The following is a 15007-nucleotide window of genomic DNA, read 5'->3' as shown; positions in this document are numbered from 1 at the left end:
ACGACGTTGCGAAATCTGCCGTGATCACCTAACGGTTTGAGATAAAAGGTGAAATGTCAGTCTTGCGGCAAAATCATGGCAGCATCTGGCGCTGCCACATTTTTAGTCACTGCACGCTTGGACCGCCGGTATCCGGGAAGGCACGCCGTTCTTCGCCAGGAGCATGCCGAAGTAGAAAACGCGCGCCTCGAAAGGCGCGCGTCAATAACCTGAAGCCTTTGATTTTATGCGGGTATCTTGACGACCACCTCGGTCTTGTCGCCGGCTTTCGGCTGAAAACCGGAAGACTTTGTCTTGGTTCCATTGACTTCGAGCGAGATGGATTTGGCCTTTTTGTCGCGGATGACGCGAACCTTGATCTCCGACCCCAGCATCTTCAGCGTGGCAGAATAGCCGTCCCAATGGCTGGGCAGTTTCGGCCGGAACGTGATCTGCTTGCCCCGCCGCTCGATTCCCAGAATTCCTTCGACCGCAGCACGGTAGAGCCATCCCGCTGAGCCCGTATACCAGGTCCAGCCGCCGCGACCGCCCTTGTCCTCACCGGAATAGATGTCGGCGGCGACGACGTACGGCTCGACGCGATAATGCTCGGCCGATGCATCGTCGAGCGCATGGTTGACCGGGTTCAGCATCGAGAAGCAGCGATAGGCATCGTCGGAGCGGCCCATTTCGGCGAGCGCGATCACGAACCAGGTCGCCGCATGGGTGTACTGGCCGCCGTTCTCGCGCACGCCCGGCGGATAACTCTTGATGTAACCAGGGTCCTTTCTCGTGTTCTGGAAGGCCGGGGTAAACAGTTTGACGATCTTGAGCTTGTCGTCGACCAGCAGGTTCGTCGCCTGCTGCATCGCCGTGGTCGAGCGCGCGGGGTCGCCCTCGCCGGAGAGCACGCTCCACGACTGCGCGATGGAGTCGATCTTGCACTCGTCCGAATTGTGCGAGCCAAGCGGCGTGCCGTCATCGTAGCTGCCGCGGCGATACCACTGGCCGTCCCAGGCGGTGCTTTCCAGCGCCCGCTTCAGCACATCGGCGTGTTTTGTCCAGGCCTGCGCCCGCTTGGTGTCGCCCTGCCCCTTGGCCACGGTGGTAAAGTCGCCCAGCGTCTTCAAAAGGAACCAGCCGAGCCAGACACTCTCCCCCTTGCCGGCTTCGCCGACGCGGTTCATGCCGTCGTTCCAGTCGCCGCCGAGGATCAGCGGCAGCCCGGCCGGGCTGCTGCGCTTGATCGCAAGGTCGAGCGCGCGCGCGCAATGGTCGTAAAGCGAAGCGTTCGTCTTGGAGATTTCCGGCGTGAAGAAGGCGTCGTGCTCGCCCTCGCCCAACACCTGCCCGTCGATGAAAGGCAGCTGCTCCTTCAGGATCCCTGTATCGCCGGTCACCTCGATGTAGCGATTGGTGGCATGCGCCAGCCAGACCACATCGTCGGAGATCATGGTGCGCACGCCGGCGTCGGTGCGCGGCAACCACCAATGCTGGACGTCGCCTTCGGGGAACTGCCGGCGCGCCGCATTGAGGATCTGGTCGCGCGCCAGTTTCGGATCATGCGCAAGCAGGGCCAGCGTGTCCTGCAGCTGGTCGCGGAAGCCGAAGGCGCCGCTTGCCTGATAAAAGGCCGAGCGGGCGCGGATGCGGCAGGCCAGGCTCTGATAGGGCAGCCAGTGATTGACCATGGCGTCGAGCGCCTTGTCGGGCGTCTCGACCTGGATGGTGTCGAGGAAGCCGCGCCAGACGCGTTCATTATCGGCCAGCCGCTGGTCGAAATCCTTGCCCGAATGGGTCTGCACCAACGCGCTCGCTTCGGCTGATGTAGCGGCGTCGCCAAGCAGCCAGACCAGCGTGACGTCGCCGCCGGCAGGGATGTCGATGTCGCTGGCGACAGCTGCGCACGGATCGTCGCCGGCCTCGACGCGGCCCGACAGGCCGGCGCCGCTGACGACAGTGTGCGGGAAGGCGCTGGTGCCGTGCCTGCCGATGAACTCGCCACGATCGGCTGTCACCGAATGCACCGGACCGGTGGCGGCCAGGAAGGCCACCCGGTCGCCGAAATCGAGACCGTAGGGGTTTTGCGCCAGAAGCGCGCCGGTCGCTGGATCCCTGGACGGGATGATGGTCGCAGCAGTGCTCGAGCGATGGCTGCCGAGAACCCATTCGGCATAGGCATAGACGCGCAGCCGCGCCGGCCCCGAGCCTGAGTTCTGGATGCGCAGCCGCGTGATCTTCACTGGATCGACGGGATCGACGACGTGCGTCAGATCCATCGACAGCGGGCCGCGTTTGGACCGGAAGGTGGAGAAGCCCTGGCCGTGCCATGTCTCATAGGTCATCGAGGGATCGCGGACCACGGCAGCCAACGGCGAGAATGCCTTGCCGCTGGCCTGATCGTAGATGTAGATGCCCTCGCCCGGCCGGTTGGTGACCGGATCGTTCGACCATGGCGTCAGCTGGTAATCGCGGCTGTTGCGGCTCCAGGTGAAGGCAGCGCCTTCGGCCGAGACATGGAATCCGAACGAGGCGTTCGAGACGATGTTGATCCAGGGCTGCGGCGTCGAGCGCCGCCCGGCAAGGCGGGTGACATAGTGGCGGCCGTCGCCCTCGAAACCGCCAAAGCCGTTCCATTGGCTGAGGCCGCTGCCGTCGGCGCTGCTGTCGGACGCGGCATGGTATGCAGGCGCCGCCGGCACCGGCAGAGACGGCTCGCGCAGCGACGCGGGGGCCACCGGCTGCAGGGCATCGCGTGCTTGCAAGGCTGCCGCCTCGGCGCGTTCGATCTGGTCGAAGATGGTGCCGTTGCGCGTGTGCAGAACCACGCGGGCAACCGCCAGCAGCGTCTTGTACGTCGCCTCGTCCATCAGGTCGCGGCGCACGGCGAAGATGTGCTGGCGCGGCCCGAGTTCCTTGCCGCGCAGGCGGCTGTTTTCGCACAGCGTCTCGACCGCGCGCTGCAGGTCCTGGACATAGGACGATGCCTGCTCGTTGACGACCACGAAGTCGATCATCATGCCGCGGGCGCGCATATACTCCTGGAAGCGCAGCGCCTGGGCGACAATTTCGAGGTCGGCCACGTCGCCGATGCGGACCAGGAAGATCGGGAAATCGCCCGAAATGCTGGTCGGCCACAGGCTGGACTGCTTGCCCAGCCCCGAAGCGATGGATTCGCCGGGCAGGCGCAGGAACGGATCGGGATAGATCAGGAAGCGCGCCAGCTTCTGCACGTTGGCGGCGTCGGTCAGGCTGAGACCAAGATGGCGGGTCTGCACCTGCGAACGCGTCCAGGCAAGCATCGCCTGGCGGGCAAAACTTTCGGGATGGTCGAGCCTGGCGATGGCCTCGTCAAGTTCGGCGCGGTTGGCGCCGACGGCGGTCCAGAAGGTCAGCGATATCTTCTTGTTGGCCGGCACCCGCACCTGGCGGCGCAGGGCCGCTACCGGATCGAGGGTGAAGCCGTGGTGACCGCCAAGCTTGGCGCCGGGATCGAAGGCCGCCGCTTCCGCGATGGTACGGCCACGGCCGATGAAGGCACGGCGGTCGGTTTCGGCCTCGGCATCGCGCGCCGACCCGGACGGATCGGTGACGAAATGCACCATGGTGACGTCAGGCTCGTGCTTGTCGCGCTTGCGCCTGGTGGCAAAGATGGCACCGTTGTTGGCAGCGATCTCGGTCTCGATAAACATTTTCGAGAACGCAGGATGGGCATTGTCGGAGGCTTCGTTGCCCAGCACCAGCTCGGCAAACGAGGTCACCTCGATATGCCGGTCAGTGGCGCCGTCATTGTAGAGCGTGACGCGCCGTCCCTCGCCATTGCCTTCCGAGATGACGATGCATTCGACCTCCGAACGCAGCGAGCCCACTGTTTTGACGAAGCTCGCCTTGTCGTCGGAAAACAGCGTTTGCACTCTCTCGCCGGTCGCCTGCTTCGGCTCTGCGGTGGCCGACCACCAGTCGCCGCTGCCGGCGTCGCGCAGGAAGATGTAGGAGCCGAGCCGGTCTTCGGTCGGGTCGGGCTGCCAACGGGTGACGGCGAGTTCGCCCCAGCGGCTGTAACCGGAACCGGTGGCCGAGACCATGACGGAGTAGCGGCCATTGGACATGACGCTGGTGGCGCGCAACGCCCTCAGCGGGTCGAGGATAATGCGCGAGTCCGGGCTCTCGACCTCGGTCTCGTCCTTCGAACGCTCGTCGGCTTCGGTCCTGACCGTGGCGGTCGGGATGTCGCGCGGCGCCCTCTCCTGCAGCAGGAGTTCGGCAGACTCGATCACCGGATCGCTGTGGAAGCGGTCGCGCAGCCGGCCCTCGAAGATGGCGTCGGCAACGGCGGCGATCGACATGCCGGAGTGATGCGCCATGTAGTTCAGGACAACGGCATGGTCGGTGCCTTCCGGCACGCGCTGCGGCGTGAAGTCGACGGCGTCGTAAAAGCCATGCCGGCCGAGAGCGCCGATGGAGCGCAGCCTGGCCAGATTCTGGACGGATTCGCGCGGTGTGAACTGCGCCGCGAGGATCGTGGCGTAAGGCGCGATCACCGTGTTCTGGCCAAGGCCGCGCTTGAGACCAAGTCCGGGCACGCCGAAATTGGTATACTGGTAGGTCAGTTCGCGGTCGCGGGCATTGTAGGCCGCTTCCGAAATGCCCCAGGGCACGTTCTTCGAACGCGCGTACTGGATCTGGCGCTTGATGATCAGCTTGCTGGTCTGGTTGAGGATCGACCCCTGCGGCTCCTTCATTACCAAAGGCGGCATCAGATACTCGAACATCGAGCCCGACCAGGACATCAGCGCACCCTGGAAGCCGATCTCGACGATCGGCCTTCCAAGCCGGAACCAATGCTCCGTCGGCAGGTCACCCTTGGCGATGGCGAACAGGCTGGTCAGCCGCGCCTCGGAGGCGAGCAGATCGTAGCAGCTCTCGTCGAGCTGGTGCTCCTCGACCCGGTAGCCGATCGAGAGCAGTTTGCGCTCCTGACGCATCAGGAAAGAGAAATCCATCTCGAAGGCATAGCGGCGGCAGCGTTCGCGCAGCGCCAGCAGCTTGGCGCGCAAGGCTTCGACGGCGTTTTCGTCGCTGTGCGAGTCATGCACATGCGCCTCGCAGGTCGCTTCCAGCCGGGCCGCCCAGTCGGCGATAATGTCGCTCCGCTGCGATCCGGCCTCAGTGTGGATGGCGGTGGCGAGCTTGCGGATCTCGCCGGCAAGCACGGCCAGGTTGATCGTGCGGATCGAGGCCATCTCCGGCTGCGCCTTGATGGTCATGACGGCGCGCCGCATGCCATCGAGGCGATCGGCCAGACGCTGGCGCAACGGCCGCAGTTGCCGGCGGTCGTCAGGCAATTCCTCGAGGCTCTCGTCGAGGATACTCACCGTGTCGAGGACGCCTTCGAAATCGCCCTGCAGGTGAACGGACGGGGCTTCCGCCCATTCGGCGCAGGCAGCCGCCACCGCGACCAGATGTCCGGCGAGATTGCCGCTGTCGACGGCGGAGATGTAGAGCGGATAGAGCGGTTTGAGCGTCGTGGTGTCGTACCAGTTGAAGAGGTGGCCACGGTTGCGCGGCATGCTCTCGATGGTCGTCATCGTGGCGTCGATCCGGGTGATGGCGTCGGAGAGCGCAATCCAGCCGAAATCGCGTGCCGACACCACCGACAGCAGGTAGACGCCGATATTGGTCGGCGACGTCCGCGGCGCTACAACGGGCGCCGGGCTTTCCTGGAAATTGTCGGGCGGCAGATTGTGGTGCTCGGCCGTGACGAAGGTTTCGAAATAATGCCAGGTGCGGCGCGCCACGGTGCGCAGCGCGTGGATGTCGGCCTGCGATATGCGCAGGCGGTCCTCGGTCTCGGCCGAGCGGCTGATCCAGCAGGCAACCGCCGGCGAACCGATCCAGAACAGAGCGAAGAAGAAGGCGACGAAGGCACCGGTGGAATCGGCCAGCACGGGGATAGCGAGACCGACGACGCCGATGATCACGGCGCCATACATCATGCTGTAATAGGAGCCGATATCGTTGTCGCCGCCCTTGTGCGCCTGCGACGCGGTGCGCCATTCCAGCAGGTTCTGGCGGCTGACGAACAGGCGGTAGAGCGTGCGCACGATGGCGTCGCCCATCATCCAGGCATTGTGCGCCATCAACAGCACTTTCAGCGCCACAAGGGCCGTGCCGAAGACGGTGTCGTGCGCCAGCGCGGAGAAATGGCCGCGCGGCGTCTGGTCGCCGCTCTTGGGCAGGATGGCGTTGACGACATCGAAGGTCGGCGCCATGAACAGCGACAGGATCAGCAGCGCCTGCCACTGCGCGGCCTGCGTGAAGGGCAGCAGCGTCCAGCCGGCGATCGCCGCCATCACCCAGAAGATCGGGGTCAGCGAGCGGCGCAGATTGTCGACCATCTTCCAGCGCGACAGCGCCGGCACGCCGGAACGCGGCGAGAAGATGAAGCGCAGCAGCTGCCAGTCGCCGCGCGCCCAGCGGTGGTGGCGCGAGGCGTCGACCGAGTAGCGGGTAGGATAGTCCTCGACCAGTTCGACGTCGGTGACAAGTGCTGCGCGCGCCAGCGCACCTTCGAGCAGATCGTGGCTGAGGACGGTGTTTTCCTCGATGCGGCCCTGCAGCGCCGCCTCGAAAGCGTCGACGTGATAAAGGCCCTTGCCGGTGAAGGAGCCGTCGCTGAAGACGTCCTGGTAGAGATCCGAGACGGCAAAGACGTAAGGATCGAGACCGCTGTTGGACGAGAAGACGCGCTGGAAGAAAGAAGCGTCGTCGCCGCTGGTGAGCGAGGCTGTGATGCGCGGCTGCAGAATGGTGTAGCCGGCGGTAACGACGCGCTTTGTCGCGTCGAAATGCGGGCGGTTGAGCGGATGGGCGAGCTTGCCGACCAGTGACGACACGGCGTCGCGCGTGGTGCGCGTGTCGGCGTCGAGCGTCATGACATAGACGACCTTTTCCGGCAGCGGCACGTCGAGCGGCAGGAAGGTGGTGTCGCTGTCGCCGCGCAAGAGAAGGTTCAGCTCATGCAGCTTGCCGCGCTTGCGCTCCCAGCCCATCCAGGCGCCCTGCGCCTGGTTGTAGAGCCGGCGGCGATGCAGGATATAGAAACGCGGCGCGCCTTCCGAGGGATAACGGGCATTGAGCCTGGCGATCTCGTCGCGCGCATATTGCAGGATCTCGATGTCGGCGGCGTCGATCTCGGTCTTGGAATCCGGCCAGTCGGACAGCAGCGCGAAATGGATTTCTTCGGCCGTGTTGGCGAGGTGATGCACCTCGATGTTGCGGATGTTTTCCTCGACATCATCGCGCGAGCCGATCAGCGACGGCACCACGACCAAGGTGCGTGATGCCGCCGGAATGCCGTGCTTGTAATCATAGCCGACGAGCCGCGTCGGCTTCAGGAACAGTGAAACAACGGTGTTGAAGAAGGCGAGCGCGCCTTCGCTGGCAGGCACCGCAAACAGCGCCAGCATCAGCGTGATGGATTCCACCGACAGGCCGAGATGGGCAAGCGCATTGCCGGAGACAACCAGCAGCAGCACCGTCAGCAGGAAGACCGGCACAACGATGCCGAGCCAGCCCGTGGCGGTGAAGGCGCGCTTGAAAGTCACATGGAAGGGCGGCCGATAGCCGATCGCCTTTTCCAGATCCGGCCGGCGCGGGCCGACCAGGAAGAAGCCGACATCGGTATGCATGGCCGGATCGGCTGATGCATCCGGCACGCCGGAGGCATCGGTGACCCCGGGAACATGGCTGGCCAGCTCGATGGCCTTTTCGGCGACACGGAATTCGGACAGGTCGGAGCGGCGCGCCAGTTGCTCGATCGACGTGCGGTACTGGTCGCGCGAAAAGAAATCGAGCGCGGCGAAATCGGTGCGCTCGCGCAACAGCGTGTCGATGCGGCTGACGCCCTCGAACCACACCGTCCAGTCGACGTCGTTGATGAGGCGCAGGCCGCGGATGATATTGCCGGTGGTGACATTGCCGCTGGACAGCGTGCGATGCTCGGAAATGATGATTTCCTCGGCGTCGGAGCCGGTTTTCTCGAGCTCGACCTCCAGCCATTCCAGCGCCCTGCCGGCATTCTGCGAGCCGTCGCGCAGGCGGTAGAGCAACTGGGTGGCGAAGGTGGTGTCCTGCGCATGCGCGCCGTAGCCCGACAGGATCTTCCGGCGGTCTGCATTGTCGTCGGTCGCCAGCACGCGGTCGGCGACCTCGTTGGCGATATGGCGCATCTGCCTGGTGCGGTCGACGCGCACGGCGATGCGGCGCAGATTCTCGATCAAAACGAAGCGCAGCAGCGACGGCAGCGCCCAGAGCTCGCCGATCTTGAGCGGCTCGACCGACTGAAAACCCTCGACGATGGATTTGAACATGGTCGCCGAAACCGAACTGTCGGAATGGGCGACATAGCTCCAGGCCAGGGCCAGCGCGCGCGGCACCGCGGCGCGATCGGCCACTTTCAGGGTCGGCAACTGCCGGTAGAAACGGCGCGGCAGGTCGCGCTTCACCTGAAAAATGGTCTCCTCGACGAGATAATTGTTGTCGAGCAGCCATTGGGCGGCAGGCGTGATGGTTTCGCCCTTGGCCTGGGCGGCATTGGTCGAGCGGTAGACTTCGAGGATTTTCTTGGCGCTGTCGCGGATGCGGGCCTGGAAATCGAACGGCGTCAGGCCGAACAGGTCCTTGATGTCGCCCTTGGCAAGGCTTTCGCCCAGCGCGCGCAGCCGCTCTTCGGGCAGGAAATTGGAGCGTATCGGCTCTTCGGTGATGACCGGGAAGCCGGCGCTGGACTTTTCGATATGGGCAGGATTTGTCTGGATATTCATTGAAAATTCCGCATGGGGGACGCGATGCGGCGCCACCGCCACGGCAATGTCCCTAAAACCGATTCAAATGCAATTGGTTGCATGATTACACTGGCCGAAAGTTTTGCTTCGCACCACGCCAGAGGCGTTATCCCTTCGACATTTTAAGTGGGGCTTTCGACAATTCAAGGACGAGCACCCCTGCCCTCCCGTCCGCCTTGGAACGACGGAAGGATTCGGGCTTTTTCGTGATCCAGACAACAGCTTACGCCAGATTTCTCCGGCGTGCGATCATGTTTGGCAACAGGCGTTAATCGTTGTGCTGGCGGTGCGGCTGGCCCAGCCTGGCTATCCGGATGACGAACACGGTCGTCGGCCGTACCGGTTCAACCCGTAGTTTCGCCTGCGGACCGAGCAACAGCGTGTCGAGGGGTCCAAGACGAGACGATGTCGGGCCGCTGAGGCCGACCTCGCCGTCGAACGGCAGGATCAGGGTCATAGCGCTGGTCGGCCGGATATCGGTCGGAACCGAGACCACCAGGCGCTCGACCGTGTGCATGGCCCGCCCGCGGCGGGTCATAACGTTGAGGTCGGTGATCGGACCGGAGATCAGCGCCGCCGAGGTCGGCACATCGGCCGGGAAGGACAGCGGGGCGGAAGCCGCCGTCACTTCGGCCGGCCGCCGGCCAGCAATGTCGAGGACGATGCCCTCGCCTTCCAGCACGGCCAGCGTGCGGTCGACGCCGGCAAAGCCCGAGAACGGCCCGCTATCCTCGACTCGCGCCATCGAAACGCGCCAGTCGAAATCGTCCAGGCCGGCGCCGTCCGGCGAGACGGCGATCTCGGTGGTCGTGCCGCCGCCATTCTTCCACGGCATGACGCGGTAGTCGGCGGCCCGTAGGATGCGCATCATTTAAGCCAATCAGCCTAAAATACCGGGCAGATTGAGCTGGTGCTCCTTCGCGCACTCGATGGCGATGTCGTAGCCGGCATCGGCGTGGCGCATGACGCCTGTCGCCGGATCGTTCCACAACACGCGCTCCAGGCGCCTTGCGGCGTCCGGCGTGCCGTCGGCGACGATGACCATGCCGGCATGCTGCGAGAAGCCCATGCCGACGCCGCCGCCATGATGCAGCGACACCCAGGTCGCGCCCGACGCGGTGTTGAGCAACGCATTGAGCAGCGGCCAGTCGGAGACGGCGTCGGAGCCGTCCTTCATCGCTTCCGTCTCGCGGTTCGGCGAAGCGACCGAGCCGGAATCGAGGTGGTCGCGGCCGATGACGACGGGCGCCTTGAGTTCGCCCCTGGCCACCATCTCGTTGAAGGCGAGGCCCAGCCTGTGGCGGTCGCCGAGGCCGACCCAGCAGATGCGCGCCGGCAGGCCCTGGAAGGCGATGCGCTCACGTGCCATGTCCAGCCAGTTGTGCAGATGGGTGTTGCCAGGGGTGAGTTCGCGCACCTTGGCGTCGGTCTTGTAGATGTCCTCGGGATCGCCCGAAAGGGCGGCCCAGCGGAACGGGCCGATGCCCCGGCAGAACAGCGGCCTTATATAGGCCGGCACGAAGCCCGGGAAGGCAAAGGCGTTCTCGAAGCCTTCGTCCTTGGCGACCTGGCGGATGTTGTTGCCATAGTCGAGCGTCGGCACGCCGGCATTCCAGAAATCCACCATCGCCTCGACATGCTCGCGCATCGAGGCGCGGGCGGCCTTCTCGACAGCCTTGGGATCGGAGACGCGCTTCTCGCGCCACTCAGCCATCGTCCAGCCCTTGGGCAGATAGCCGTTGATCGGGTCATGCGCCGAGGTCTGGTCGGTGACCATGTCGGGGCGGATGCCCCGCTTGAACATTTCCGGCACGATGTCGGCCGCATTGCCGAGCAGGCCGACCGACTTCGCCTCGCCGGCATTGGTCCAGCGCTCGATCATTTCCATCGCTTCGTCGAGCGTCTCGGCCTTCTCGTCGACATAGCGGGTGCGCAGCCGGAAATCGATCGAGTCCGGATTGCATTCGATGGCCAGGCAGCAAGCGCCGGCCATGACGGCGGCAAGCGGCTGGGCGCCGCCCATGCCGCCGAGGCCGCCGGTCAGGATCCATTTGCCCGTAAGGTTGCCATTGTAGTGCTGGCGGCCGGCCTCGACGAAGGTCTCGTAGGTGCCCTGCACGATGCCTTGCGTGCCGATATAGATCCAGGAGCCGGCCGTCATCTGGCCGTACATCATCAGGCCTTTTTTATCGAGCTCGTTGAATTTATCCCAGGTCGCCCAATGCGGCACGATGTTGGAGTTGGCGATCAGCACGCGCGGCGCATCGGTGTGCGTCCGGAAGACGCCGACCGGCTTGCCGGACTGGACCAGCAGCGTCTCGTCTTCATTGAGGGTCTTCAACGAGGCGACGATGCTGTCGAAATCGTTCCAGGTGCGCGCGGCCCGGCCGATGCCGCCATAGACAACGAGCTCATTGGGGTTTTCGGCGACATCGGGATCGAGGTTGTTCATCAGCATGCGCAGCGGCGCTTCGGTCGTCCAGTATTTGGCGTTGAGCTTGTCGCCGCGGGGCGCGCGCACTTCGCGGATGTTGTGGCGAGGATTGTTCATCATTGTCCCTTTGGAGTAAGGCGGCGTCTCAGCGCCCGGCCCAGTCAATGGCGGATTGGAGGATTTTCGTCAGTGTGGCGCGCATCGGCGCGGCGAACTCGGCATCATAAGGCACCGGCCAATTGTCCGGTTCGCCCTTGCCCTCGGGCTCGCGCAAATAGCCGCGATCGGCAAGTTCCATCTGCAGCGCATGGTAGCCGCCTTGCGGATTGCCGAAATAGCGGGTGATCCAGCCGCCCTTGAAACGACCGTTGATGACATTGCTTTCACCGCTCTCGGCCATGATCTGACCAACCAGCGCCTGCAGCGTAGGATCCGCGGTCTGGCCGTCATTGGTGCCGAGATTGAACACCGGCAGCGTGCCGTAGAACAGGCGCGGCAGCACCGACCGGATCGAGTGGCAATCGTAAATGACGACCTTCTCATGCAGGCCGCGCAGCCTGACGGCCTGGGCCGCCAGCATTTCATGGTAGGGCACGAAATACGCTATGCGGCGCTGGTCTATCTCCGACGGCGTCGGTTCCGCGCCGGGCAGATACAGCGGATCGCCGTCGAAGGTCTCGGTCGGGCATAGCGTCGTTGTCGTCTGCCCGGGATAGAGCGAGGCGCCGGAGGGATCGCGGTTGACGTCGATGACGGTGCGCGAGATCGACGTGTGCACGACAGTCGCGCCAAGGCCGGCGGCAAAATCGTAGAGATTGTCGATCCACCAGTCGCAATCGCGGCGGCCGAGCCAGGGCGAGACCAGCCGATTGTCGATGCCGGCGAGATCGATACCCGTGTGGGGGATCGACACCAACAGGGGTGCCGTGCCTTCCGTTACTGTCAGCCAGTCGGTCATGTCAGACTCCCGAAATCGAAGGCAGTGTCACCGCGCCGGCAGCCTTGATGGCAGCGCCGCTGCGCACCATGGCGATGGCCTTTTCCATATCGGGATGGAAATGTCGGTCGTTGTCGAGATGCGGCACTTCTGCGCGGACCAGTTTGCGCACGGCTTCAAGGGCCGCGCTCGACGCCAGCGGTGCATGGAAATCGCAGCCCTGCGCGGCGGCCAAGAGTTCGATGCCGATGACGGCTGTAGCATTCTCGACCATGCCGATCAGCCGGCGCGCGCCATGTGCGGCCATCGAGACGTGGTCTTCCTGGTTGGCCGAGGTCGGGATGGAATCGACGCTCGCGGGATAGGCCTTCTGCTTGTTTTCGGAAACGAGTGCCGCCGCCGTCACCTGCGGGATCATGAAGCCGGAGTTCAGGCCGGGCTTCGGCGTCAGGAATGCCGGCATGCCGGACAGCGCCGGGTCCACGAGCATGGCGATGCGGCGTTCCGACAGCGAGCCGATCTCGCAGACGGCGAGCGCGATCATGTCGGCTGCGAAAGCCACCGGCTCGGCGTGGAAATTGCCGCCTGAAAGCGCAGTATCGTCCTCGGCGAAGATCAGCGGATTGTCGGTGACGCCATTGGCCTCGGTGCCGAGCGTATCGGCGGCCTGGCGCAGCACGCTGAGCGCCGCACCCATCACCTGCGGCTGGCAGCGCAGGCAGTACGGATCCTGCACGCGCTCATCGCCGACGCGGTGCGATTCACGGATAGCGCTGCCGGCCATCAGATTGCGCAGCGCTGCCGCCGTCTCGATCTGGCCCGGGTGTTTTCTGAGGAGATGGATGCGCGGATCGAAGGGTGCATCGGAGCCCTTGGCAGCGTCGGTCGACAGCGCCCCGGCGACCAGCGCCGACTGATACAGCACTTCGGCTTCGAACAGAGCGGCCAGCGCGTAGGCGGTGGAAAACTGCGTCCCGTTGAGCAGCGCCAGACCTTCCTTGGCGCCAAGCGTCACCGGCTCCAGGCCGTGCGAGACGAAAGCGACCTTGGCCGGGAAGCGGCCATGCGGTGTAATGCATTCGCCAACGCCGATCATCACCGCAGTCATGTGCGACAGCGGCGCGAGATCTCCGGAGGCGCCGACCGAGCCCTGCGCCGGCACGACGGGGATGACGTCGTTGGCCAGCATCGCTTCCAGCAATTCGATGGTTTGCGGCCGCACGCCCGACGCACCCTGCGCCAGGCTGGCGAGCTTCAGCGCCATCATCAACCGAACCACAGCGACCGGCATCGGCTCGCCGACGCCGGCGGCATGCGACAAAACGATGTTGCGTTGCAGGGTCTCTAGATCCTCGGCCGGAATGCGGACGCTGGCCAGTTTGCCGAAGCCGGTGTTGATGCCATAGACCGGCTCACCCTTGGCGACGATGCGGGCGACAGCCTCGGCGCTGGCCTTGATTTTTGGCCGGCAGGAGGCGTCGAGCTTCGGCATGGCGCCACGATAGATAGCGCGCCAGTCGGCCAGCGTCGCATTGCCGGGCTTCAGGTTAAGTTCGGTCATTGTCCTCTCCAGATGCGGGCATGGAGCGGGTTGAAGCCCATGCGGTAGACGAGTTCGGCCGGACGCTCGATGTCCCAGATCGCCAGGTCGGCGGATTTTCCTGCCTCAAGCGTGCCGGTCTTGCCAAGCAGCCCAAGCGCGCGGGCAGCCTCGCGAGTGGTGCCGGCCAGGCATTCCTCGACGGTCAGGCCGAAAAGCGTCGCCGCCATGTTCATGGTCAGCAACAGCGAGGTCAGCGGCGACGTCCCGGGATTGTTGTCGGTGGCGACCGCCATCTTGACGCCGTGCTGGCGGAACAGGCCGACCGGCGGCTTCCTGGTTTCGCGGATGAAATAGTAGGCGCCGGGCAGAATGGTCGCCACGGTGCCGGCCTTGGCCATCGCTGCGGCGCCGGCCTCGTCGGTGTATTCGAGATGGTCGGCCGACAGCGCGCCATAGCGGGCGGCGAGTTCGGCGCCATGCAAATTGGACAGCTGGTCGGCATGGAGTTTGACCGGCAGGCCAAGCGCCTTAGCCTTGTCGAAGACGCGGGCAATCTGTTCCGGCGAAAAGGCAATGCCCTCGCAAAAGCCGTCTACGGCGTCAGCCAGGCCCTCGGCGGCGATTGCGGGCAGGATCGTGTTGGCGACGAGATCGACAAAAGCGTCCTTGTCGCCTTTTGCTTCCGGCGGCAGCGCATGCGCGCCGAGGAAGGTGGTGCGGACCGTGACCGGGCGTTGCTTGTCCAGCTGCCGCGCGGCGCGAAGCGACTTCTGTTCATTTTCGAGATCGAGCCCGTAACCCGACTTTACCTCTACCGTGGTGACACCCTCGGCCATCAGCGCATCGAGGCGTGGCAGCGTCTGCGCAACCAGTGCGTCTTCGCTCGCGGCACGCAGGGATTTGACCGAGGAGACGATGCCGCCGCCGGCACGGGCGACTTCTTCATAGGTGGCGCCGGCCAGCCGCATCTCGAACTCGTTGGCACGGTTGCCGGCATGGATGAGATGGGTGTGGCAGTCGATCAGGCCGGGCGTGATCCAGCGGCCTTCGCAATCGGTAGTCTCGCCGCCCTGAGCCAACGCTGACGGCATGTCGGCTTCCGGACCGGCATAGACGATGACGCCGTCACGGGCGACGATCGCGCCCTTTTCGACGATGCCAACTCCGGCAACGCCTTCGGCCATGGTCGCCAGGCGCGCATCGCGCCAAAGCTGAAGGCCCCCTGCCCGGCTTTTGTCTTGTGCCGCCATCATCTTTTTCCGTTGCTT

At 64.7% G+C, this 15007-nt stretch carries 6 protein-coding genes; all 6 read right to left on the bottom strand.

What is annotated here, in order from left to right; genetic code table 11:
• Positions 1–224: 224 nt before the first annotated feature.
• Positions 225–8804, bottom strand: coding sequence for a glycoside hydrolase family 94 protein (locus NKK52_RS06395; RefSeq protein WP_352628494.1), 8580 nt, complete (start codon positions 8802–8804; stop codon positions 225–227).
• A gap of 289 nt (positions 8805–9093) precedes the next feature.
• Positions 9094–9693, bottom strand: coding sequence for a HutD/Ves family protein (locus NKK52_RS06390; protein WP_023682912.1), 600 nt, complete (start codon positions 9691–9693; stop codon positions 9094–9096).
• Positions 9694–9705: 12 nt separating this feature from the next.
• The gene (gene hutU / locus NKK52_RS06385) at positions 9706–11376 is read right to left on the bottom strand and encodes a urocanate hydratase (protein ID WP_023682913.1); all 1671 of its coding nucleotides are present in this window, start codon (positions 11374–11376) and stop codon (positions 9706–9708) included.
• 28 nt (positions 11377–11404) lie between these two features.
• A complete protein-coding gene (gene hutG / locus NKK52_RS06380; RefSeq protein ID WP_023682914.1) occupies positions 11405–12217 on the bottom strand; it encodes an N-formylglutamate deformylase in 813 nt (270 codons plus the stop codon).
• Between the two features lies 1 nt (position 12218).
• A complete protein-coding gene (gene hutH / locus NKK52_RS06375) occupies positions 12219–13757 on the bottom strand; it encodes a histidine ammonia-lyase (protein WP_023682915.1) in 1539 nt (512 codons plus the stop codon).
• Complete coding sequence (gene hutI, locus NKK52_RS06370; RefSeq protein ID WP_023682916.1) at positions 13754–14989, bottom strand: imidazolonepropionase; 1236 nt, start codon at positions 14987–14989, stop codon at positions 13754–13756. The genes hutH and hutI overlap by 4 nt, the downstream gene beginning before the upstream one ends.
• Positions 14990–15007 lie beyond the last annotated feature (18 nt).

It is taken from the genome of Mesorhizobium sp. C277A (assembly GCF_040324395.1).
In the GTDB taxonomy this organism is placed as follows: Bacteria; Pseudomonadota; Alphaproteobacteria; order Rhizobiales; family Rhizobiaceae; genus Mesorhizobium.
Note: the sequence above shows the minus strand (reverse complement) of the source record. Positions and strands in the feature narration are given on the sequence as shown.

Bases quoted from the DNA above. Each gene is read 5' to 3' on its own strand.
- hutU (WP_023682913.1), bottom strand. From the start codon at position 11,376: ATGAACAATCCTCGCCACAACATCCGCGAAGTGCGCGCGCCCCGCGGC.
- hutG (WP_023682914.1), bottom strand. From the start codon at position 12,217: ATGACCGACTGGCTGACAGTAACGGAAGGCACGGCACCCCTGTTGGTG.
- hutH (WP_023682915.1), bottom strand. From the start codon at position 13,757: ATGACCGAACTTAACCTGAAGCCCGGCAATGCGACGCTGGCCGACTGG.
- hutI (WP_023682916.1), bottom strand. From the start codon at position 14,989: ATGGCGGCACAAGACAAAAGCCGGGCAGGGGGCCTTCAGCTTTGGCGC.
- NKK52_RS06390 (WP_023682912.1), bottom strand. From the start codon at position 9,693: ATGCGCATCCTACGGGCCGCCGACTACCGCGTCATGCCGTGGAAGAAT.
- NKK52_RS06395 (WP_352628494.1), bottom strand. From the start codon at position 8,804: ATGAATATCCAGACAAATCCTGCCCATATCGAAAAGTCCAGCGCCGGC.